Genomic DNA, 20742 nt, shown 5'->3' with positions numbered 1-20742 from the left:
ACGTATCAGGGGCGCTGCTCCTGGTTCCCGTCACTCTGCTATAATAACCGGTCACACGGTTCAGCACTGACAGGATTCAATAAATCAGAATGTTTAGCCTCACCTCGAAAGTCGCCCTAGTCACCGGCGCCACAGGCGGTATCGGCGCGGCGATTGCCCGTCAGCTTCACAGGCAGGGCGCGGTCGTCGTTATCACAGGCACCCGTGAATCCGTGCTGAACGAGCTTGCCGCCGGGCTTGGCAAGGAGCGTGTCCATGCCGTGACCGCCGACCTCTCCGATCCGGCCAGCGCCGATCAGCTTATTGCCCGGGCGGAGGAAGCCGCCGGCGCGCCGCTCGATATTCTCGTCAACAATGCCGGGCTAACCCGTGACATGCTGGCGATCCGCATGAAGGACGAAGACTGGGACAAGGTCATCAATGTCGATCTGTCCTCGCCGTTCCGCCTCTGCCGTGCCGCCCTGAAAGGGATGCTGCGCCGTCGCTCAGGGCGGATCATCAACATAGCCTCCGTTGTGGGCGCGACCGGAAACGCCGGGCAGGCCAATTACACAGCCGCGAAGGCGGGGCTTGTGGGCATGACCAAGTCTCTGGCCCAGGAGGCCGGCGCGCGTGGTGTTACGCTGAATGTCGTGGCACCTGGTTTTATCGCCACGCCGATGACCGACGTTCTGCCGGAAGCGCAGAAAGAAAAGCTGGTCGGCGCCATTCCGCTTGCCCGGATGGGCACGCCGGACGATGTAGCTTCGGCGGTGCTGTATCTGGCCTCCGATGAGGCCGCCTGGGTCACCGGCAGCACCCTGCACGTCAATGGCGGGATGGCAATGATCTGAGGCCGGTTCTGCAAATTCGCGGTGCCGGTTTTGCGTTCCGGCATAATCCGGACTACCGCGCGGACGGGTTGCGTGGCAGGATTTATTTTGTGTTCCGTGTGCTGTCCGGGTGACGAAGTGTCAGTGGTTTTCTCTATCGCCTTGGCGACGGGAAGAAAACCGTGCTAAGCGCCCCGGCAGCCTCGTTGGGCACACACGGGTTGCCGCGCTCGGCACCCTGGGCTGGCCGTGAAAGTCAGGCAGAACGAGCGTCAACCAATCGCCCGTATCCCTTGGGCATACAGGAAGCAGAGACAGATGAGCGAAATCGCTGACAAGGTTAAAAAAATCGTTGTCGAACACCTCGGCGTCGAAGAAAGTAAAGTGACCCCGGAAGCGTCGTTCATCGACGATCTGGGCGCGGACAGCCTCGACACCGTTGAGCTGGTGATGGCATTTGAAGAAGCTTTCAATGTTGAGATCCCCGAGGATGCGGCTGAGAAAATCGCCACGGTCAAGGATGCGATCGACTACATTGAGGCCCAGAAGAAGGCTGCCTGAGGCAGTTTGTCCGGGATTAGGGTCCACGGATGTTTCGCGGACCCCCGTTAACGCGTGAACAGGGAGCGGGCTAGCTTGCTGCAGTCGGCTGGATCGGATTTGGGCCGGAGACGTGTTGTCGTCACCGGCATGGGGATGGTGACCCCGCTCGGGCTCGGTACTGAGCATGTCTGGAAGCGTCTCATCGCTGGCGAAAGTGGTATTGACCGCATTCACGCCTTCGATCCGAGCGAGCTTGCAGCGCATGTTGCCGGTGAAGTGCCCGAAGGCCCTACGGCTGAAGGGAAGCTGACCGTCTCTGACTGGATACCGGTCAAAGACCAGAAGAAGATGGATCGCTTTATCCATCTTGGTATGATCGCTGCCGCCGAGGCGGTCGAGGATTCCGGGTGGAAGCCCGAATCGGAAGAGGATCGCTGCGCCACCGGCGTGATGATCGGTTCCGGGATCGGCGGCCTTCAGACCATCTACGAGGCATCGATCACGGTCTACGAAGGAAAAGCACGGCGCCTGTCGCCCTTCTTTATCCCGTCGGCTCTGACCAACCTGGTTTCGGGTAATGTCTCGATCAGATACGGCTTCAAAGGCCCTAATCATTCCGCGGTGACGGCCTGCGCCACAGGTGTGCATGCCATCGGTGACGCGGCGCGTCTGATCATGCTCGGCGATGCCGATGTCATGGTAGCCGGCGGCGCGGAAGCCACGGTCTGCAAACTTGGTATCGCCGGCTTCTGCTCGGCCCGCGCGCTTTCCACGTCTTTCAATGAGACGCCGCAAAGGGCTTCCCGTCCGTGGGATCGTGACCGTGACGGCTTCGTCATGGGAGAAGGCGCGGGCATTGTCGTGCTTGAGGAATATGAGCACGCGAAAGCACGTGGCGCTAAAATTTACGGTGAAATCGTCGGCTACGGGATGTCAGGGGATGCTCATCACATCACCGCTCCTGCCGAAGGACATGAGGGCGCTTATCGCGCCATGAATTCCGCGTTGAAAAGCGCGGGCGTGACACCGGGTGACGTCGGTTATGTCAATGCTCACGGGACATCGACCATGGCCGATGACCTTGAGCTTGTGGCGGTCGAGCGTCTGTTCGGCGACGATGCCGGCAAACTTGCGATGTCTTCCACCAAATCGGCGATCGGGCATCTGCTCGGTGCGGCCGGCGCGGTTGAAGCCATGTTCTCAATGCTCGCGATTCGCGACAATGTCGTGCCGCCGACGCTCAATCTCGACAATCCGTCACGTGAGAGCGCCATCGACCGTGTCGCTCACCATGCGCAGGAACGGAATGTCAAAGTTGCGCTGTCGAACAGCTTCGGCTTTGGCGGCACAAACGCCAGCATCGTCGTTCGCGGCGTCTGACACAGGCCGGACGGGCCGTGTGAGCGGCTCATCCGCCGGGATATATGATTGACGGTCATTCCGGTGCCGGTCGATCAGTCCGCAAAGAGGGACAGGCTTCTCATCATGAGTGAAACCACGAATACTCCTCCCGACCGGCTTTCCGTCGATCCGGACAGCTCGTTCTACAACGAGACGCTGCTGGATCGCGGCATCGGTGTCCGTTTCAAAGGTCAGGAAAAGACCAATGTTGAGGAATACTGCATCAGCGAAGGCTGGGTTCGCGTTGCCGTGGGCAAGACGCTGGACCGTCGTGGCAAGCCGATGGCGATGAAGATCAAGGGACCGGTCGAGGTCTGGTTTAAAGACGCAAAATAAGTCGGGTCTCTGGCCTGCCGGGGACTGCTCACGGTATTCAGCCGGTTTTAGCGGGTTGTTTGCCGGTCTGCGGATGCGTGAAAGCCCGCTCTGTGTTGCCTGTCGCTGTGAGAACAGCCGTTTCTCCCGGGCTTCCGTAAGGTCATAAATCAGATATGGGACCGGCCCGAAGATATTCCCGGACAAGCAGACTCTGCCCAAAACCCGGCAGGGACCCACATCCTCAGCCCCCCATCTGTTGATAAACAACACCGGTTTCCGGAGACAGGCGGTCTTTGTGGGTGTCTGGGCAAAGTCCTGAGAAAAGCGGCAATGCTTAGCAGGGGCAGAACCAGAGATTCTCATTTCCGGGTCATGTTGCCTGACACTGGCGTGCTCATGGAAAAACCGTTTTCGTAACCGGAAACAACACGGTCATGACCGTCCGGCGGACGCCTTTCGCTATCTTTTTTCGCTTCATGGCGGACTCAACGCCCGGACTCGTGCGGGTTCTGTCGCGCATGTCCAGCCTGTGGCGCATTTCTCTTACCCACTGATCGCGCGCGCAGATAAGACCCCACCCTCCCGTATCCATCGTTTCCATGAAAATCTCCGCAGAAACCGATACGGCTCGGGCGCCTTTTCTCTCTGTCTGAGCGTGTCATTCGGGCACGCGTGTTGCCCCCGACCCCGGATCGGCGCACCCTGCGTCGCATCTGTACAGCATGAGATAAGGAGTTTCTCCCATGACCGAACCCGCAATCGTGGCCCGGCCCGATCAGCAGTTCACCGTCGTTGTCGTTGGCGGGGGGGCCGCCGGCATTTCCATCGCCGCGAAACTGCGGCGGGAACGTCCGGCGCTCTCCGTTGCGATCATTGACCCTGCCACAACCCATGCTTATCAGCCGGGCTGGACGCTTGTAGGGGCGGGCGTCATGTCTCTGAAACAGACATTACGGCAGGAAGGCGGACTGATTCCGGAGGGTGTCACCTGGTTTCGTGCCGCGGCAGCCTCGTTTCAGCCGGAAGAGAATATTGTCACGCTGGAGGACGGCAAACGGATCGGATATCGCCGGCTTGTCGTCTGCCCGGGTCTGCAACTCGACTGGGACAAGATTGAGGGGCTCACGGAAACGCTCGGAAAAAATGGCGTGTGCAGCAACTATTCGATGCAGCATGTCGAATATACATGGACCTGCATCCAGACGCTGAATGGTGGCAAGGCGCTGTTTACCCAGCCGCCCATGCCGATCAAATGCGCCGGAGCGCCGCAGAAAATTGCTTATCTGGCCTCGGATTTCTGGCGTAAGGAAGGTTCGCTCAACCGTACCGACGTTGAGTTTCTGCTCGCCGGTGATGCTCTGTTCGGCGTAGGTTATTACCGGCCTTCTTTGCAGTTCACGGTCGATTATTATGGAATAAACCTGTTTTATAAGCACAACCTCGTCGCTGTGGACGGGAAAACCAAAACCGCGACTTTTGATGTTACGGCACCCGACGGTTCGACTTCGCGCGAGACCCGCAGCTTTGATATGCTGCATGTGACCCCGCCGCAGAGCGCGCCGGATTTCATTAAATCCAGCCCGCTCGCGAATGCGGCGGGATGGGTCGATGTCGATCCTTCCTCACTCCGTCATGTGAAATACGATACCGTGTTTGGCGCGGGCGATGTGATCGGGACGAGTAACGCCAAAACGGCGGCAGCAGCGCGTGCTCAGACGCCGGTGGTTGTCGCCAATGTTCTGGCATCTCTCGAGGGAACGCCAGTTACGGGCCATTATGACGGCTATGGCGCCTGTCCGCTGACCGTCGCTTACGGAAAGGTAGTGCTGGCTGAATTTCTTTATGGCGGCAAACCCGCTCCGAGTTTTCCGTATGACCAGCGCAAACCCAGCAGTTTTGCCTGGCTGCTCAAGACAAAAGTCTTCCCGCGCGTTTACTGGGATCTGATGCTGAAGGGGCGGGATGTTGCTGTGCCACATCACCCTGAGTGGATCAAAGACGCGGGCTGAAGAAGTATTTTTCAGGATGATGTGTAGCTGTTGCGTTTATTTTTTCGGAGAGGACAGAAGTTTGTCTTCTCCGCCTTCATATCTGAAAGAATAATGAGCGTCTGGCTTCTGAAGCAAAGACGCAGGTTAGCGGTCGCTTACAGAGATATCGTGATGATTGAGTAAAATGTGCCTTGCCCGAAAAGCTGGACATATCTGTGATGCAAAAACTACATGCTCCCGGAATGTTGCGCAGCCGGTCAGATTTTTGTTGAATTGTTCAAAAGCCTGCGATTAGAGAGGGTCATCTTGTCATTTCGCTCAGGCAATTGTCCGTATCATGCTCAGTCGCACCCGTTTCGGTATTCTTTTTACATCCACCGCGCTCGCTGGCTGCATAGACGTTGCTCATGCAGCTTCGCCTTATCATACGCCGGCGCGCCATGATGCCGCAGTTGCATCGAATTCCGGTGTTCCCGCCGCAGTATCCGGGAAGGCAAAGCCCAAGGCATCCGCCCCGACCCACCGCCCTCCGACGCAGATGGAAGCGAAAGGTGAGGAAACAGTGGCCGTCACGGGGCGCAGTTCCCGCACCCGTACACCCGGTGGTGGCTTGCTGCGCCGCGAAACCGCGACAAAAGCGGTTCAGACCGTCAGCCACGAATTTATAGCAAAACAGTCGCCGACCACGAATATTCAGCAGCTGATGGCCATGATGCCTAGCGCGAATGTGTCAAATCAGGACCCTTATGGGATTTATTCCGGACAGATGACAGTGCGCGGGATGGATCAGACACAGATCGGCTGGCTCCTTGATGGCATGCCTCTTAACGACATTGGCGGCGGACAGTTCTATGCCAACGAAGTGCTGGAGGCAGAGGATCTTGAATCTGTTTCTCTCCAGCCAGGCTCTGTGAATCTTGACAGTCCGACAGCCAATGCCTCGGGTGGCCTGACATCCGCGACGATGAGTGACCCGACCCACAAGGCTGGTGGTCTGATCGATATTTCTTTCGGGTCGTTCGACACGCATCGTGAATTTCTTCGTCTGAATTCAGGTGATATTGGAAATTCCGGTCTGCGTGCCATGTTCTCGTTCAGCCATACAGATGGCAACACCTGGCGTGGACCAGGCGGATTCGAGAAATTTCACTATGATTTCAAGATGGTGAAGGATTTCGACAACGGAAGTCACACCGGGCTGACCGTCTCCTATAACCATCAGATCAATGATTCGATGCTGAACCCGACTCTTACACAGTACCGGGCAACAGGTTACAGCACCAATTACGCCGCTGACTGGATTACGCAGACGGCAGGCAAGGCGACCAGCGCGAATACCAATTATTATAAGCTGCACGTAAATCCGTTCCAGAATGTCGTGGCCGTGCTGCCGTCGCATATCGTCCTCACGCCGAAGCTTTCGCTCGATGATACGATTTATTTCTGGTATGGCGCCGGCAACGGAACAGGAGCCTCCACCCTCACCGAGGGCAGCACCTATATGGGCAATGAGAAAGTTGCCGTTGATGTAAACGGGGATGGAAAAGTGACGTCCGGCACGTCTGCTATAGTGCTGGCTCCGTCAAATCAGGTGCAGTTTCGTCCCGGTAATACCATCAAGCTTAACTTTGATCCCAATAAACATCATCATATTGAACTCGGCTGGTGGTATGAATATTCGAATCTCGATCAGTATTCGCCGCTTGGCTACGTCAACCAGACGACGGGACAGCCTCTCAATATCTGGGGCACGAAGGACGTTCTGACAACGTCGGACGGTCAGCTTTATCGTGCGCGTAACTTCCTGACACTTACACAGGTAAATATGATCTTCATCGGTGATACGATGAAGTATTTCAATGACCGGTTGCGGATTGACGCAGGCTTCAAAGAAGCGATGGTGACGCGCCGGACTTACGATTACACCCCGGGAACGGAGTATAACCGTAACCTGCATACGGCCGAACCTCTGCCGCAGCTCGGTGCAAGCTGGACATTCAACCGGCATCATCAGGTCTATTTCAGCGCGGCCACCAATTTTCGCATGCCGAGTAATACGTCTCTGGTGGACTACTACAGCACGGCTGGCGTACAGACGCAGAAGGGAGGTAACACGAAACCGGAATACTCCATCTCGGAGGAGCTGGGATATCGCTATACCGGTGACTGGGTGAGCGCTAGTGTGTCCTTATTTAACTATAACTTCACTAATCGGCAGATTTCACAAAACTACTACGACGGGTCAGGCGGTGCATCGTATAGTACAACCATTAATGCCGGTGGTCAGACATCACGTGGTGTGGACGTTCAGGTAGCTTCCGCAAGACCTCTGCTTGGTGGTCTGCGTCCGTACGCAACATTTGAATATCTGCACACCACCATCGACAATAATATCGCCGCGACGGGCACCCTGAACGGTCAGACGATCAACGATTACCTGCCGACCAAAGGTAAGGAAGCCATTCGGGCGCCAAAAGTCATGGCGGGTCTGGGGCTGGATTACGATACCGGGCGCTGGTTCATTGCCGCCGATCTGAAGTATATTGGCCAGCAATATGCAACATTCATGAATGACAGTAAAATTCCTCAATATATCACCGATTCTGTCAATATGGGATATCGCTTTCCGCGCTTTGGCTTTCTCAAAGCGCCGCAGATTCAGCTGAATATGTCGAACCTGACCAACGCCAAATTCCGCAACGGCATTTACAGCACGACATCAAATGCCGGGTCAGTAAAAGGCGTATATGGCAGCACGATCGCCGGGACCGCGCCGTCCTATTACCTCCAGCCACCGTTCACGGCGATTGTAACAGTTTCGACGACGTTCTGAGTTTTCTCATCTGAATATTGCCGGGAAGAAAAACGATTTTCACAGACAGAGCCGGAAGGTTCTGTCTGTTCTGTTATAGAACGCTTGTGACAGCAGTTGTCGGCTGCCGGCAATCAGCTGTTATTGGGGGTCAGGCGGCGGAGCCGGTCTGGTACTAACCGGCGGATCAGTCCGGCTCGCGACCCGGATGTCCTGTTCGCGGATAAGCCAGTAGACAACGCCCAGAGCAAGAACCGCGGCTGAGAATGCGAACATTTCAGCCGGCACAACCTCGTGCAGATCCAGAATGATGAATTTTCTGGAGACCGCCAGCAGCGCAATCAGCACAATGGTCCTGACGCGGACCACGTCCTTACTATGCGACAGACTGATCCTGAGAGAGCTTTTAAACTCCAGTGCAATGATGACGGTAAAAATATTTCCAAAGACTTCCTGAAAGGTCTGTCCGTTGGCCGGATCGATCTGAGATGAGCGGACAAGCTGCCAGACCTCTTTCATCAGATTCCAAGTCGCGATGGCAGTGATAACCATAATCAGCGCCGTCAGAATCAGCATGATCAGCAGTTCGAACCCCTCATAGAGGTTCATTTCCCGAAAGCTGCGCCCCAGGCGGTGAGCCTCACGGGAGAACGGGTCTTTTGAAGAGGAGTGATCGTCCTGAGGTATCATCCTGCTGGTTTTTCCCTCACAGCGTCATCCGGTCAGATCATAAGGCACAGTAGAAACTCTGGATTTCCACTTTTTACAGATTAATCAAAAACTCAGAAATACCACAAAGAAAGAGTGGTAAGCAGACAAAGCAGGCAGCCATGTGTGCATTGTTTATAAGGTTCTGATGCATGGACAAATGGTGCCGACACTCGGAAAAATCAACCCCTTAGTGGCAGCCAATTCTTAGCCTTATCAGTGACTTAACATTACTTATCGTCCGTTCGGATGAGTTGTTATTACCCCTGTCTACACCAGATTTACACCATGGCGTAAGGCCCGTGGCGGAGGGTCTGATGGCATCAATTGTGAAGCGCGGCCGGTCATGGAGAGCCATGGTGGTCCGCAAGGGGCAGAGGGTCAACGCGACATTTGATACAAGATCGGAGGCGGAGGAGTGGGCAGTCCGCGCTGAGGCTGCGATTCTCGCGGGGCAAAAGCCCGCTCAGATTTCGCCGATCAGCGGACGCCAGACTGTGGCCGACATCATTGCGCGTTACAGCCGGGAGGTATCGCCGGCAAAGGACGGCGTCCGATGGGAAGAAATCCGGGCGAAGGCTTTATGTCGGATGCCTGTCTTCAATGTCCCGCCGCCATCCTTCGGGCCGTCGGATCTGGCCTCCTGGCGCGATGGTCGACTTCGCACGGTCTCCGCATCGACCGTCAATCGAGACCTGAATTTTATCTCAGCGGTTATCAATCACGCCATTAAGGAATGGTGCGCCCCATTTGCTGCAAACCCGGTTCATCTGATCCAGAGACCAAAGAACCCGCGCGCCAGAAAGCGCCGCGTCTCAGTTATTGAGCGCGCAGCCATTGCGGATGCCTTGGGGTGGGATCGCAAATCGACGCCAGTGACGAAGATGCAGTGGGTCGCCGCAGCGTTCTATCTCGCGCTTGAAACGGCGATGCGGAAGGGGGAGATTCTTTCGCTCCGCTGGTCAAACATCAATCTGGAGAAGCAGTTCGCGTACCTTCAGAAGACGAAGAACGGGGACGAGCGCTATGTCCCCCTGTCGTCGGACGCCATCGCTCTTCTTCGGATCATCGGCGTGAGAGCGGACGAAGATCCCGTAATTCATGTGGCGTCTGGCACGCTGGACCAGTTTTTCCGACGTGCCCGGGATATTGCCGGACTTCCGGATCTGCATTTCCATGATTCAAGGCGTGAGGCGACGACTGTGTTTAGCAAGAAATTGTCGAACGTGCTGGAACTGGCTGCTGTGACCGGGCATCGTTCCCTCAACGTGCTGAAGGACTATTACCGGCCAGACCCCAGCGACCTGGCTAAAAAGTTGGGGTGAGGCGAGGTCGTCCCCGGCGGGGTCTGTCGGGCGCTGGCATCGATGCCCATCGACGAACAGTCTCAGGGTTCCAGCGCGGGCGACCGACACCGGCGACACGCGGCGGCAAACGATCCGGATGCTGGCTGGCCAGTCGACGGATAGTGCTCTCCTGGTATCGGAGATATTCAGCCAGTTCGCGGGCAGTCCAGAGCGTGTCACTCATCATTGACCTTCGGTGCTGCTGGCAGTGGCATCCAGTGTGTTGCCGGAAATTGGAGATGTGCTGGTGTATCTTTGCGCATCATATTCTGAAGAATATTCCCCCGGACAACCATCACTCGCCCATCAATAGTAGCGGCGAGAAATATTTCATCCCCGGATGGCACTGCTTCAATCTTCTGCCACGGTGAAGGGCTAACGGAATTAGCAGCTCCGATCGCTTGCTTTGCGTCAAATTCAAATGCTCTCCAGTTCACCCCCATTTCAGACTGACATTCTGAATCGTCTCCGTCCGGGGCGAATCCCTGATTTTCACAGAGGACTCTGGCCGCCGCCTCTATCATTTCAGATGTTGTCTCACTCATCATTCACCTCCGGCGCCGCTGGCAGTGGCATCCAGTGGGTTGGCTGTCCATCCGATGCAACATCCCACTGATTAAGTTTGGCGTTCCACCGGTCTGATGACATCCCACCGCAAATTATATTTGGAGCGTACAACATTACTTCCGTTCCGTCTTTCGGTGCTTCGCTGATCGGGCGCCATGGGGTCAGCACCTCTCCGAACACAGATTTCAGTGCGGCTGATGCCAGCGCCCGGCAGACATTGAGGGTCGCCTCGTTATTCTCAGCCTGTGTCTCGTAAATCTGAACCTCACTGAGGTCGTGTGCTGCAATCGGGTCGCCGAGAACGCAGGACTCGTTCCACATAGCCAGCGCGGCAACCTCGATCATTTCAGGGGTTGGTTTACGCTCAGTCATTCACATAATCCGTAGTTTGATTCACAGATCGGTCGGGGAGCGACCTTCTCCAGGTCATACTGTCTTCCGCCATGAGCGGTCATCGAGCAGGCTGCCCCGACAACTCGGATCAAATTTGCTGCGCTGATCTCTCCCGCCGAATAATTGTAAAATTGTTGCATCTGCTCATCGGTCAGCGGCAGTGCCACAAGATATCGTTCTGTTTTACCACGCATTCAAAAACTCCATCTCATCTTCTGTTATCGGATTTCGACTGTGCCATTCGTTCAGCATCGCGATCCCGAAACTGAACACGAACGTGATGCCGAAGGCGAGGAAGGCGGTGATCTCTATGCTCACGCCGCCTGAAACTCCGACTTTTTCAATTTTAACTTCGCAGTGCATGTTGCACCGGCAGAACTCTGAATACCTTCGATTAGACTAATGATTTTTCTGTCGTAATCGTTCGAAACATCATCGAAGTTAAAACGAAAATTCAAACACAAGCGCGTCACAGACCACACACGAAGCCGTATTTTTCTATGCAGTCTGACCGCATGCTCCGGATCCATGATGACCCGGCGTTCCGGAGTGTCCGAATAACTTCTGCGCTCCTGAATACTACCATTTTTAAAAAGAAAATATTCTGTCCCTTCCACACGAAGGGTTTCGAGAGCAACGCCGGTCCAGTGTGTATCGACGATGATTGTGACCTTTGCGGGCAATACACATGAGGCCAGGCTATTCCACTGGTGACCTCGGCAGGGAAGAGCGTGACGAACGACATCTGCGACGGGGTCTGATCCGCAATATGGTAATATTCCACGAGCACTGGAAGATGAATCGCAGTCCAGAAAGCTGATTTGCCGAGCATCGCTCATCGCAATGCGCTCGCGGATGATTGCTCTCGCAATCCAACAGAATAAGCGGAATTCATCCAGTAACCGCGCCTGTAAATCCACGAACCCGGATACAGTGCCGTGACAATCATTTCATCTCTTGGGTCGAAAACAACCTGAATCTGCGTTTCGCTTGCCGCGTGAGTTACTTCCCACACCTCGGTTCCTCGGTCATCGTGCGCGAAAATATAGGTGGCATCGCCGGTTTTTATACTGCGGGCCAGAATTTCCATTTCATATCGACTAAGCTCGATATCGTACCTCTCCGCGATCCTGTCGCGGGCATGAGCAGTATAGGTTTTTGGTGCAGACCTGCCGATCATAAAAGGTCCTCCAAAATCAGGACAAGGAGAGTGATCCAGACAAAAACAAAAAGAAGAGACATTGAAAAAATCGGGTAATTTTCCAGTCTGTCCAATAGCGACAAGTATCCGGACTTGCGGTCACTCATGGACTTTCTACTAATGCATGATCCTGACACTCGCAGGCGTGAACCCATGACGGCCTCGCTTCAAGCTCCACTCCGTTTGCAAATCTGATCTTGTGCAGAGCAATGACGCCGCCCTGAATAAGAACAGAGATCTCGCGTCCTATGATTCCGCCATTGAAGGCCCAGTGATCGGGCGTATGCACCGCTACGTTTCGATCGCGCTTCTCAACCCGGTTCACAGCGAAAACTCCGGGCATTTCACTTTGAATTTTCATGGACCGTTCTTTCGGTAAGCTGGCGGAGACGACGGCTGTAGGCCTCGCTTTCACTCCGGCATGTTTTCGACAGACGTCGCAGACTTTCAGCGACATCGAGATTCAGGGACGCTTCGCTCGCAACCGCAGCCTCGTCGAAACGGTCAGCCTGCGTCGCGAAGACGGAAGAGAACTGGAAAAGCCGGTCTTCCTCGTGCACGTGACCGATCCGCATCATCCGGCCTTCCTGCCGCAAGGAGGCATCGTGCCGGCCTCGCAGCGCATAGCCCTTGTGACGGCACCGACAGCGAGCGACAGATCAATCTCGGCCGTTTCGTCGCAGCGGCCTTCCGTCAGGATTGTTCCGGCTTTGGCGATGAGAGAGCTCAGCGCCTCCACACGCCGCAGGCTGGCCGAGAGTACCTTCTGCGTGGCGGCGCGTTCCGGAGAGGCCGGTATGGTGAACGGGCTCTGAGCGTGACGGATTCCGTCATGGATTGGGAGAACGTCAGGCATGCGCCGTCTCCCGCTGGCGGGAGCGGCTGTTGTCAGACGCCCCCGCCGCTTCCATCATCGAGTTGTTCAACGACCCGATGAGGAACCCTGTGGGGGAAAAACCAGCACCGCCACCCCCGCCGCCAACCAGGCACGACAGAGGATCAAGCCCTCCACCCGCACGCCCGGTCGCTCCGAAGCCGATTGCAGTTCCGCAGAAAATCCCGGTTAAACCGGCGCGAAGCTGATTGTCAGAAGACCTATAAGCGCGAGCCAGACTATTGCTACAAGTGGGATTGCTAAAAAGGAAAGCCACCCCATACGGAGGAATCGAAAGGTCGCAGCGAGTATTTTCTCGTTGCGATCGATCTCTTGCACATAGTGCTTTGCAATCTCCTCCAGCATAGTCAACTCGCACGCTTCCGGATAATCCCGCAGCAGCCACGATGGATGGATACCCGCAACGCTCCACTTCTTCTCGAAGAACACGCGTGACAGGTTCCACCCGCAGATCAGGCCAGGAAGAATAACCCCTAAAGCACAGAACAATCGTGTCTGACACGGATGCGCTGCTACCGCCGCTGCAGTTGCAAGCATTTCGGCACTCAACCATCCAATAAGAGATGTTGCTCGAGCCTCGTGCGCTGAAAGTGCGGATGCTTCCGATGTGAGCATCTTTTCTGCCTGCGATATCGCCTCTTTCGTACGCCAGAGACGATAGTCTGCACCCGCAGCCCCCCAGTGCGGATCGTCGCGATCCTCGTCCGTAAGAATTCCGATCTCCAGTAATTTTTTGGGAGGGTCGGCGGGATTGGTGCTGGCGATGCTCACGATATTCTCCGGAACTGGGTGAGTTATCTTCGATGGCATAAGGCACGCATGCAACGGGGCGGGACCGGGATGAATATGGGGGCAAGGAAATCTCCATCGCAGGTGGCAATGAAGGGAATGTGCGGTATAAATACCGCTATTGTCAACGGTATAAATACCGCATACCGAACAAAAAAAATCCACGCCGAGATAGACGGACGTCCGTCGTGCTACAGTGTCTATCCCATCATCTGAGGCTCTACATGGCTACCGAGGAACGAATCATCTTCCAGTCTTACACGTGGAAGAAAGGCGGACGCCGCCCGAAGCTTGATCCGGGATCACCGATTGTCTGTCGCAATGAGGAAGACGGACTTCGAAGGCTGGAAAAGGTTCGGCTGGGGCAACTCAGCGTGGACGGAGCCCAGGTCGTGAGGATGTCGGTTGACGTTGAGACCGGCGATTACGGCGAGCCTGAGTATCTGGGCGCTGCGGGAGATGTGCCGGACGCTGAGGGAGAGTAGGGAGAAAGCTGCCTCGGAGCCTGGTGAATCAGAAGGCCGGTATTATGGCACTTTTGGGTGGTTTTAGGGGGTGAATCGGAGAGATAATATCTAGTTCGTACTGACCGATGGGCGTCAGAACCGGCGAGGCGCCTGCCCTGAAATTGACTGGTCGTTCGGGCGGTGTCCATCCAGCCCACCGCGCCGTCCTGCAGCGAGAAACACCAGCACTCCGATGGCTACCATTATGATGCCAAACACCAGGATCCGGATCAGCTTTTTGCGGTTTGTTGGCGACATAGGAACCCTCTCCCGTCTCGGTGTCTAAGCGCATGGAGCGCAGGCAGATCTGAGAAGTGGCGCCCCTTTATTTCGGCGTCACAGCACCGTGGGCATGTCATGATCCATGACCGGCTCCACATCTCCGCAAGCCAAACCCCCCGCATAACCCCCATACGTATATTATACGTTCCTGTTTCGTTCCCATTTGGGTTACGGTGTCCAAATAGAGAGACGGGGGAAGGTATGGAGGAGCTATGCAGCATCGGAACTATCCGACGCGGATTGATCAAGGAGAAGCAGCCACGACCGGCGCTTCGGCTCGTCCAGCTTGCGCCAGATTCTGAGGAGAGTGAGCTCCTCATCATTATGAAGAGAATTCTCCTCAACCTCAGCAGAACTGAGGATGTCCGGTGTAATTCCCAGAGGCTCAAGAAAGTGGAAAGGAGGCACTCCGAGAACGTGTGCCAGCTGTATGACCGAGAGGACGTCGGGTGACGTGCCCTTTCGTCTGGGATTACGCGTCGTATCTTCTTTGACACCGGCCATTTCTGTGGCCTTGCGATTACTAAGCCCCGCAGCCACCAGGGCAGCATCGTATCGCTTTATGAATTCGTCGATCTCCATGCGGTAATAATGCCGTGTCATGGTGACTCTGACACGAGGTAAGATAACCGCGTGTCGGCTTGACATATGCGGTAAATATACCGCATAATTACACCATGGAACTTACTAAACATCTCCTGCGACTGACTGATTGCTACTGCGCGGCGCGTTGCGTCTCGGAGGCTACCGTTTCCGGACTCATCTTCAAAAACAGTCGCACTATCGCTCGCGTGCGATCGGGTGGCGACATTGCCACCAGAAATTACACGAAGGCAGTGAAGTGGTTTAGTCAGAATTGGCCTGATAATCATGACTGGCCAACCGCAGATGTAGTGCCGTGATGCTTCGTCTGTCACGAAGAAGACCGTGAGATGAGACGGGTTTCCATGATTGCAGTGGGTTGCCTCGCCACCTGGTGCGCCGCAGCCATCGCCGTATGTGCCGCGTGGAGTGTTCTGACACTGAAGCTACGGGAAGCACGGCCATGACCGTCGTCCGCAAGTCCGTAGTTTGCCTGGTCTGGCAATACCTCAATGCCGAAACGCGTGCAGATCACAATCTCCCGTCCACCAGGCGTTTTCCTCATCCTTCCCCATATTCCGGCGCTGCTCACGTCCGAAATGATGGAGGGGATGAATGGAAAAGTCGCGCACTGAAAGCGACCATTTCTGGTCGAAAAGAGGTCAGTTCTTTCCGTTTAGGAGGCCACTGAATGTGTCGATTTACCAGGACGTCATTACGGATGCGCTGCGCCATGAATACGGCGGGAAGCGAAATGCCGCGAAGGAACTCGCGCGCAGGCTTCTCAAGAGCCCGCACACGGTCCGAAACTGGCTGCGTGGCACAAGCACGCCTCGTGGCGAGGAACTACTGAGGCTGATGGTCGAGTGCAAACCACTTCGCGAAAAAATCAATCAGTTCATTGAGGAGAATCAGCAGTGCTCTGGGGAGTAGGCATTGATGTTGGTGCCTGGTTTGGTTTGCGTGCCGATCCTGGTGAAGTCCCGTCTGTCAGTCTCGGGGTGATCAGGGTGTTTCTCATGCCTGGCGGCCTGACCGGAGTGACTGACTGCGTCGAAGAGGATCGTGATGCCCTTTTTGCTGCATCCCGTGAGCTGGAGCGCCTTCGCGTGCTTTGCCGGACTCACAATCTCTGTAGCCCCCCCCCCGAGCGGACGAAAAGTCAGCGACCTGACGGAAGCCAGGACAGATAAAGAAGGCGGCCAGTCATGACGCACACCGTTTCGAAGATCCCGGGGGTGGTTGAACATCCCCGACTGGATCGCGTCGATGCATTTCGGATTCTTCGCGATGCGATCGGGAAATACGGCACACAGCGTAAATTCGCGCTGGCGCACGGGCTGAGGGAGCAGGATGTGTCGGATGTGCTCTGTAGTCGCCGGCCTGTTCCGGACTCCATGCTGCGGGCAGTCGGCCTTCGCCGGGTGGAATATTTTGTTGCCGCAGAAACAGGGTCCGTACAGGGAGGCGCTGCGCGGTGACGACGAAGAAGCTTTATATCCCGGAAAATTTTGACGTCTCGTCCGTGCCCGGTCGCAGGTTTCTGCGCGTGGCCCCGGCCGCCGTGCGCGGTGTCGTGTTCAGCCTCGTCGAGACTCTGAAGGAAGCACGGGAAACGACTTTCCGCAGCGGAAGCCGGATCCTGTGCACGAAGGAGATTGCCCGAATGATCTCCGAGGATGAAAGCGAGCTTGAGCGTCTTCTGCCCGAGGCGATCGAGTGGGGGTTTGCCGCGCGCGATGACGACGGGGCGCTTTACAGTCCGGAGCTCGTGGCCCGCGAAATCCGACGGCAGGAGCGTGCCGAGCGTCGGGCAGCCCGGGAGGCACATGAGCGTGAGTTTCTCCGCATGGTCGAGGGGGGCAAGGCCGACCCGACCGGAACGCTTCACCAGGTGACATCACCGCGCAACGGCGCCCTGGGCGGTCGGCCGCGCAAAGGCGAGACGGCAGAGATGGCCCGTGTCCGTCGCGAGCGTGAGTTGCACGACGCCACGCAGCAGAGGTCGATCCCGCTGATGCGCTCTATTTCGGGCGGGGAAACCTCGGAAACCGGAAACCTAAACCGTTTTTCAAAACAGGTTTTGGTTTCGGGGGTTTCGGACGAAAAACCGGTTTCCGGGTTTTCCCTAGAACTAGAAGAGAAAAGAGATATTGATAATTCCTGCTCTAACCCTAGGGAAACTCCGGAAACCGAAACCGCGAAAACTCCGGTCGATCCTGAAACCCTGAATAGTCTGGTGCGGGAGATTATCTCAATCACCGGTTTCGGTGAGGTTCAGGGGCCTTATGTGGTCTCGATGTCCCGGCGCTGGCTGTCCGAAGGGTATGACCCCGCCATCATTCGCGAGCTGATCAGGAAGCGGGCTTCAGACATGGCGTCCCGTGGTGAGAAGCCTGGGCACATGGGCGCGTTCAAGGGCGCCGTTGAAGACGGGATGCGGGATCAGGATGCACTGCTGGCTGCCAGCGAGGCGGCGACCGGCGGTCCTGAACTGCCTGAGCACATCCGCGCGGCTGATGAGGCTTACGATCTCGCGGCCTGTGAGAGCGCGAAGCTTTCACGCGATTGCGGCGGGTGGGGAGCGATGAAAAAGCGCTGGCCTGACCGGGCGCGTGAACTGGGACTGCCGGCGGAATGCGAGATAACGCGTGAGGCCTACCGCGCGGCATATGAGCCTGACCGGCGCGTGGCGTGAGGACGTGTAACTTCCTGTCTTTTCACTCACAATTTGAAGGATCGCGCTTTGCTGGTTGGACTATCGGCGACGGCCGAGCGCAAATATCATAGCGATGTCGACGAAACAGGCGGCGTTTCAAGGGTAATCACCACCGTCCAGACGCTTTTGCGGCGAAGCCGTATTACAGAGGCGCAGGCCGCTGCGGCCGAGAGATGGCGTGTCGATTATGTCTTCTTCAATTTTGGCGTCGGGGATCAGGATCCACTTTTGCGGTGCGGTATTTCCGGCGATCAGGAGAGCTTCCAGCTGGCGCGCGTCGGTGCCGGTGAGGCGTTGCGTGGTGCGCGCGCCGCAATCGGCCGTGCCGGCGAACAACGCCTCATCCTTATGCTGGTCGAGGAACTGCCGTTCGCGCGGATCGGGGATCTGTTGTTTCCGGGCTCCCCGACCGGATGCCGGCAGGCGTCAGCGCAGATCGCACTGGTGCTGGAAGTGCTGGCAGATCATTATTATGAGGCGGACCGCGTCAGTCGCGCCCGTCTTCCGGATTTTGCACCGTCGAATAGGTGATCACCGAAGCGCTCTGGCCGTCGTCAGAGGGGATGACGACCTTGTCCACCATCTGCAGCCGCCGTGTCCGCGCCATCTCGGCGGTCTCTCCCTTCCGGGGCCGGCCGTCAAGCGCGCCGTTGTGGCGGGACGTCAGTGGGCGTCCATCCTCGTGCTGTCCGCCTGCTTGCGGGCTCATATAGGACCGGATCAGCGCAATCAGTCCACGTCTGTCCGGCATCGGCATGCCGGTTTTCAGTTCCGCCCACAGCGGCAGCGCGGCGTCTAGCCCACTCAGATCCAGAGTCACGAGCACGAGAGACAGCCGACGAACCGAGCCCGCTTCTGAGTGATCTGCATAGCCGCCAGTCTTTCTGATTGACGGCAGAACCTCGGATGTGACCCACTTCCGGAAACGCTTCGCTTCGGGTTTCCGACTGGTGAGAATCAGAGTGTAGAGACCGCTCTCGTTGATGATGGTGGTCTGTTGTGGACCACCAGGGGTGTCCACTATTACCGACCCCCTTTCGTCGTCGTCCATCCGAGACGCAGCGTCACGATGCTTACTGATCTCCAGCACGACACACACATCGGCCAGAACGAACCAGGGCTCGCCGTCGCGCAGCGTCGCCCGCACCGGCGCGTCTTCGAAGGCAAACGGGATGAGGCCGGTCATGACAGGCCTCCCTCAATGACATGCAGTTTTCGCTGACTGGATTTTGCGGAGTGCGAACCGAAGCGGCGCCCGAGTTCAGCAAAATGCTCGACAAGTTCCCCCTGGCCGCGCGCGGCTTCCATCGCCAGACTGACGGCGTTGTTCAGGTGTTCCTGATCGAGTTGCCGCAATATCCGCTGCATGTCGGCAAGTAGCTGGTCTTTCTCGGACTGCTCCTGTCGCGAAAGAGGCGGCTGCGGAGGCTGTACGGGCCTCTCCGCTTTAGTGGCCCGGCGCGTCATGGTAGGTCAGTTGATAGCCTTGGGCATGGGGGCTTTCCCTTGTTCGAGGTTAGGGCCGGTTGGAAGTTGCCTCTTCCTTCCGGCCTGATTTCTTGATATCAAGAAAGCATGAGAACTGCAAGTGAAGATATCAAGAAATCAACAAGAGGTAGGCCAAGAGCTGACACGATGCCAATCATGGTGCGCATCGCAAGTGAGGAGCTGGCCACGATCGATGCGTGGATAGCTCAAAACGGTCCTCCTTATGTTAGTCGACCCGAAGCGATCCGCCGCCTGATCCAGATGGGCCTTGATGCCGGGCGGAATAAAGAAAGCGAGTGAGTGGCCGCTCCCGGCGAGATGCGCGTCTTGTGATAATCTCATGGCTCTCCATCTGTTGCCGTGCACAGCTTTTGTGTGCTTAACCCGATGGCAACAAGTTTGAGCGAGAGACGTTAAGGATGACAGGTAGTCGTCAGCCGGCGGGTGAAAATTCACACGCAGCGGCTACTGCGGGGCTGGGACAGGCACCATGTTACGAGAACGTTGGGATGGAGTTTTTTCACTTCGCTGAAAAGCAACCTGGCACCTTTTGCTACACCATACTCCCATGCTTTCTCTGCATAGTGGTTGGGTGTGCTTTTCTAGCTTTTACTTTTGGTCGCGCCGTCCCTGACGGATTAAAAAAAGCGTTTTCGAAAGCGGCTGAAGGGAACTGATAGGTGGAGAGGAGGAGTATATGAACTGGTCTGCTTTTTATGTCCCCCTCTACTTTGCGGAGGTGTGTGCGGCAGTAATCGGTTATGCATTCGTGAAGCGTCGCGTTGCAGAGGCAGCGCAGCCCGCACGTCTCAAATTTGCGCAGCTGGGGAAAAAATTGCTCGACAGCGAAACGCTCTCAGAAAAAGATAGGAGCGTAGTTGAGAGTGGTATCGCATCAGCCTTTTCTGGTTGGCCCATGTTTCTGTTCGTGCTTGCGATCCCTGCATCCGCCGCAAAACTCGCAGTTCAGTATATTTCCGGGATACGCGGAAATAAGATTTCTAGCGCGGACGAAAATTCGGATGATCTGAGGGTGTTCAAGGGATTGATGTTTTTGTCCTGGGGAGCTGCCAGCCCATTGGTGTTTCTTGTATGTATTGCAGAGATGCTGATCGTATCCCTGTTTGTTCTCGTGATATGCGGCTCGTGGCGAGCAATAGAACAAACCATGGAAATTTTTATTAACTCTGGTGAGACGCTGATATCGAGCCGGCCATCCCGTCGGCGCTCATCAGCCTGCTAATATAAGGGCAGACCAGATCCGGTTTCTTGCCAGTCTGTACAGGGACAGGCATCCAGACATACATTATCGAGAATTGCGCCCGCACAGTCCCTGACTGCTGCGGGCTTTTTTATGCCGGAAAGCCATGTCATGTGACCTCTCACCGA

The 20742-nt window shown here is 56.2% G+C and carries 33 protein-coding genes; 15 read left to right on the top strand and 18 right to left on the bottom strand.

Annotated features, from left to right (window positions below; all coding sequences use genetic code 11):
- Positions 1–89: 89 nt before the first annotated feature.
- The 4 genes from fabG (at position 90) to GOB90_RS12900 (ending at position 3092) form a co-directional block, all read left to right on the top strand.
- Complete coding sequence (fabG, locus tag GOB90_RS12915; protein ID WP_146888256.1) at positions 90–833, top strand: 3-oxoacyl-[acyl-carrier-protein] reductase; 744 nt, start codon at positions 90–92, stop codon at positions 831–833.
- Between the two features lie 297 nt (positions 834–1130).
- On the top strand, positions 1131–1373 hold the full coding sequence (locus GOB90_RS12910) for an acyl carrier protein (protein ID WP_146888259.1): 243 nt from the start codon (positions 1131–1133) through the stop codon (positions 1371–1373).
- Positions 1374–1448: 75 nt separating this feature from the next.
- A complete protein-coding gene (gene fabF / locus GOB90_RS12905; protein WP_146888262.1) occupies positions 1449–2735 on the top strand; it encodes a beta-ketoacyl-ACP synthase II in 1287 nt (428 codons plus the stop codon).
- 105 nt (positions 2736–2840) lie between these two features.
- On the top strand, positions 2841–3092 hold the full coding sequence (locus GOB90_RS12900; RefSeq protein ID WP_146888265.1) for a DUF3297 family protein: 252 nt from the start codon (positions 2841–2843) through the stop codon (positions 3090–3092).
- Positions 3093–3468: 376 nt separating this feature from the next.
- Here GOB90_RS12900 and GOB90_RS12895 read toward each other — a convergent pair whose 3' ends face one another.
- Positions 3469–3675 (bottom strand): hypothetical protein, encoded by a 207-nt coding sequence (locus tag GOB90_RS12895; RefSeq protein ID WP_146888268.1) that lies wholly within the window; start codon positions 3673–3675, stop codon positions 3469–3471.
- A gap of 142 nt (positions 3676–3817) precedes the next feature.
- Here GOB90_RS12895 and GOB90_RS12890 point away from each other — a divergent pair, with 142 nt between their 5' ends.
- Together GOB90_RS12890 and GOB90_RS12885 are read left to right on the top strand one after the other, a co-directional pair.
- Positions 3818–5083: an NAD(P)/FAD-dependent oxidoreductase gene (locus GOB90_RS12890; protein ID WP_146888271.1), complete on the top strand. Its 1266-nt coding sequence runs from the start codon at positions 3818–3820 to the stop codon at positions 5081–5083.
- A gap of 319 nt (positions 5084–5402) precedes the next feature.
- Entirely contained in the window at positions 5403–7898 is a 2496-nt protein-coding gene (locus GOB90_RS12885; protein ID WP_146888274.1) for a TonB-dependent receptor, read from the top strand.
- A 120-nt stretch (positions 7899–8018) separates the two neighbouring features.
- On the opposite strand, the gene GOB90_RS12880 is transcribed toward GOB90_RS12885, so the two are convergent.
- Positions 8019–8567, bottom strand: a complete 549-nt coding sequence (locus GOB90_RS12880; protein ID WP_146888277.1) for a phosphate-starvation-inducible PsiE family protein — start codon at positions 8565–8567, stop codon at positions 8019–8021.
- A gap of 335 nt (positions 8568–8902) precedes the next feature.
- Here GOB90_RS12880 and GOB90_RS12875 point away from each other — a divergent pair, with 335 nt between their 5' ends.
- Complete coding sequence (locus tag GOB90_RS12875) at positions 8903–9910, top strand: site-specific integrase (RefSeq protein WP_146888280.1); 1008 nt, start codon at positions 8903–8905, stop codon at positions 9908–9910.
- Here GOB90_RS12875 and GOB90_RS18985 read toward each other — a convergent pair.
- The 11 genes from GOB90_RS18985 to GOB90_RS12825 all read right to left on the bottom strand — a co-directional run bounded on the left by GOB90_RS18985 (position 9894) and on the right by GOB90_RS12825 (position 13758).
- A complete protein-coding gene (locus tag GOB90_RS18985) occupies positions 9894–10115 on the bottom strand; it encodes a MerR family transcriptional regulator (RefSeq protein WP_242012009.1) in 222 nt (73 codons plus the stop codon). The two genes, GOB90_RS12875 and GOB90_RS18985, sit on opposite strands and share 17 nt — an antisense overlap.
- A complete protein-coding gene (locus GOB90_RS12870) occupies positions 10108–10476 on the bottom strand; it encodes a DUF551 domain-containing protein (RefSeq protein WP_206752479.1) in 369 nt (122 codons plus the stop codon). The genes GOB90_RS18985 and GOB90_RS12870 overlap by 8 nt, the downstream gene beginning before the upstream one ends.
- Positions 10469–10870: a DUF551 domain-containing protein gene (locus tag GOB90_RS12865; RefSeq protein WP_146888289.1), complete on the bottom strand. Its 402-nt coding sequence runs from the start codon at positions 10868–10870 to the stop codon at positions 10469–10471. Before GOB90_RS12865 ends, GOB90_RS12870 begins: the two co-directional genes overlap by 8 nt.
- Positions 10867–11085, bottom strand: a complete 219-nt coding sequence (locus GOB90_RS12860; RefSeq protein WP_146888292.1) for a hypothetical protein — start codon at positions 11083–11085, stop codon at positions 10867–10869. The genes GOB90_RS12865 and GOB90_RS12860 overlap by 4 nt, the downstream gene beginning before the upstream one ends.
- A complete protein-coding gene (locus GOB90_RS19560) occupies positions 11075–11209 on the bottom strand; it encodes a hypothetical protein (RefSeq protein WP_260175977.1) in 135 nt (44 codons plus the stop codon). Before GOB90_RS19560 ends, GOB90_RS12860 begins: the two co-directional genes overlap by 11 nt.
- On the bottom strand, positions 11206–11730 hold the full coding sequence (locus GOB90_RS12855) for a hypothetical protein (protein ID WP_146888295.1): 525 nt from the start codon (positions 11728–11730) through the stop codon (positions 11206–11208). The genes GOB90_RS19560 and GOB90_RS12855 overlap by 4 nt, the downstream gene beginning before the upstream one ends.
- Positions 11727–12071, bottom strand: coding sequence for a hypothetical protein (locus GOB90_RS12850; protein WP_146888298.1), 345 nt, complete (start codon positions 12069–12071; stop codon positions 11727–11729). The genes GOB90_RS12855 and GOB90_RS12850 overlap by 4 nt, the downstream gene beginning before the upstream one ends.
- Positions 12072–12195: 124 nt before the next feature.
- On the bottom strand, positions 12196–12417 hold the full coding sequence (locus GOB90_RS12845; protein WP_146888301.1) for a hypothetical protein: 222 nt from the start codon (positions 12415–12417) through the stop codon (positions 12196–12198).
- A 19-nt stretch (positions 12418–12436) separates the two neighbouring features.
- On the bottom strand, positions 12437–12670 hold the full coding sequence (locus tag GOB90_RS12840; protein WP_146888304.1) for a hypothetical protein: 234 nt from the start codon (positions 12668–12670) through the stop codon (positions 12437–12439).
- On the bottom strand, positions 12667–12948 hold the full coding sequence (locus tag GOB90_RS12835; RefSeq protein ID WP_146888307.1) for a hypothetical protein: 282 nt from the start codon (positions 12946–12948) through the stop codon (positions 12667–12669). The genes GOB90_RS12840 and GOB90_RS12835 overlap by 4 nt, the downstream gene beginning before the upstream one ends.
- Positions 12949–13155: 207 nt before the next feature.
- Positions 13156–13758 carry a hypothetical protein gene (locus GOB90_RS12825; protein WP_146888310.1) on the bottom strand — a complete coding sequence of 201 codons (603 nt, stop codon included), beginning with the start codon at positions 13756–13758 and terminating at the stop codon, positions 13156–13158.
- A 242-nt stretch (positions 13759–14000) separates the two neighbouring features.
- Here GOB90_RS12825 and GOB90_RS12820 point away from each other — a divergent pair, with 242 nt between their 5' ends.
- Positions 14001–14261, top strand: coding sequence for a hypothetical protein (locus GOB90_RS12820; RefSeq protein WP_146888313.1), 261 nt, complete (start codon positions 14001–14003; stop codon positions 14259–14261).
- Between the two features lie 114 nt (positions 14262–14375).
- On the opposite strand, the gene GOB90_RS12815 is transcribed toward GOB90_RS12820, so the two are convergent.
- The 3 genes from GOB90_RS12815 to GOB90_RS12805 form a co-directional block, all read right to left on the bottom strand.
- Entirely contained in the window at positions 14376–14540 is a 165-nt protein-coding gene (locus tag GOB90_RS12815; RefSeq protein WP_173572086.1) for a hypothetical protein, read from the bottom strand.
- 234 nt (positions 14541–14774) lie between these two features.
- The gene (locus GOB90_RS12810) at positions 14775–15167 is read right to left on the bottom strand and encodes a hypothetical protein (RefSeq protein WP_146888316.1); all 393 of its coding nucleotides are present in this window, start codon (positions 15165–15167) and stop codon (positions 14775–14777) included.
- A 310-nt stretch (positions 15168–15477) separates the two neighbouring features.
- Complete coding sequence (locus GOB90_RS12805) at positions 15478–15711, bottom strand: hypothetical protein (protein WP_146888319.1); 234 nt, start codon at positions 15709–15711, stop codon at positions 15478–15480.
- Positions 15712–15839: 128 nt separating this feature from the next.
- On the opposite strand from GOB90_RS12805, the gene GOB90_RS12800 reads away from it, so the two are divergent.
- From GOB90_RS12800 to GOB90_RS12780, 5 genes are read left to right on the top strand one after another with little or no spacing between them, the layout of a single operon-like run.
- The gene (locus tag GOB90_RS12800; protein WP_146888322.1) at positions 15840–16079 is read left to right on the top strand and encodes a hypothetical protein; all 240 of its coding nucleotides are present in this window, start codon (positions 15840–15842) and stop codon (positions 16077–16079) included.
- Positions 16064–16339 (top strand): hypothetical protein, encoded by a 276-nt coding sequence (locus GOB90_RS12795; RefSeq protein ID WP_146888325.1) that lies wholly within the window; start codon positions 16064–16066, stop codon positions 16337–16339. The genes GOB90_RS12800 and GOB90_RS12795 overlap by 16 nt, the downstream gene beginning before the upstream one ends.
- A gap of 15 nt (positions 16340–16354) precedes the next feature.
- Positions 16355–16627 (top strand): hypothetical protein, encoded by a 273-nt coding sequence (locus tag GOB90_RS12790; RefSeq protein ID WP_146888328.1) that lies wholly within the window; start codon positions 16355–16357, stop codon positions 16625–16627.
- The gene (locus GOB90_RS12785) at positions 16624–17844 is read left to right on the top strand and encodes a hypothetical protein (protein ID WP_146888331.1); all 1221 of its coding nucleotides are present in this window, start codon (positions 16624–16626) and stop codon (positions 17842–17844) included. The genes GOB90_RS12790 and GOB90_RS12785 overlap by 4 nt, the downstream gene beginning before the upstream one ends.
- A 48-nt stretch (positions 17845–17892) precedes the next feature.
- A complete protein-coding gene (locus GOB90_RS12780) occupies positions 17893–18396 on the top strand; it encodes a hypothetical protein (RefSeq protein WP_146888334.1) in 504 nt (167 codons plus the stop codon).
- On the opposite strand, the gene GOB90_RS12775 is transcribed toward GOB90_RS12780, so the two are convergent.
- On the bottom strand, positions 18353–19051 hold the full coding sequence (locus GOB90_RS12775; RefSeq protein WP_146888337.1) for a BRO-N domain-containing protein: 699 nt from the start codon (positions 19049–19051) through the stop codon (positions 18353–18355). The two genes, GOB90_RS12780 and GOB90_RS12775, sit on opposite strands and share 44 nt — an antisense overlap.
- On the bottom strand, positions 19048–19332 hold the full coding sequence (locus GOB90_RS12770; RefSeq protein WP_146888340.1) for an Mce/MlaD family protein: 285 nt from the start codon (positions 19330–19332) through the stop codon (positions 19048–19050). The genes GOB90_RS12775 and GOB90_RS12770 overlap by 4 nt, the downstream gene beginning before the upstream one ends.
- 168 nt (positions 19333–19500) lie before the next feature.
- Here GOB90_RS12770 and GOB90_RS12765 point away from each other — a divergent pair, with 168 nt between their 5' ends.
- Together GOB90_RS12765 and GOB90_RS12760 are read left to right on the top strand one after the other, a co-directional pair.
- Positions 19501–19653: a ribbon-helix-helix domain-containing protein gene (locus tag GOB90_RS12765; RefSeq protein ID WP_173572085.1), complete on the top strand. Its 153-nt coding sequence runs from the start codon at positions 19501–19503 to the stop codon at positions 19651–19653.
- A gap of 397 nt (positions 19654–20050) precedes the next feature.
- Positions 20051–20596 carry a hypothetical protein gene (locus GOB90_RS12760; protein WP_146888342.1) on the top strand — a complete coding sequence of 182 codons (546 nt, stop codon included), beginning with the start codon at positions 20051–20053 and terminating at the stop codon, positions 20594–20596.
- The last annotated feature ends 146 nt before the right edge of the window (positions 20597–20742 follow it).

It is taken from the genome of Acetobacter oeni, from assembly GCF_011516825.1.
GTDB classification, from domain to species: domain Bacteria; phylum Pseudomonadota; class Alphaproteobacteria; order Acetobacterales; family Acetobacteraceae; genus Acetobacter; species Acetobacter oeni.
The sequence above is the reverse complement of the archived record's forward strand: the minus strand, read 5'-3'. Positions and strand labels throughout refer to the sequence as shown.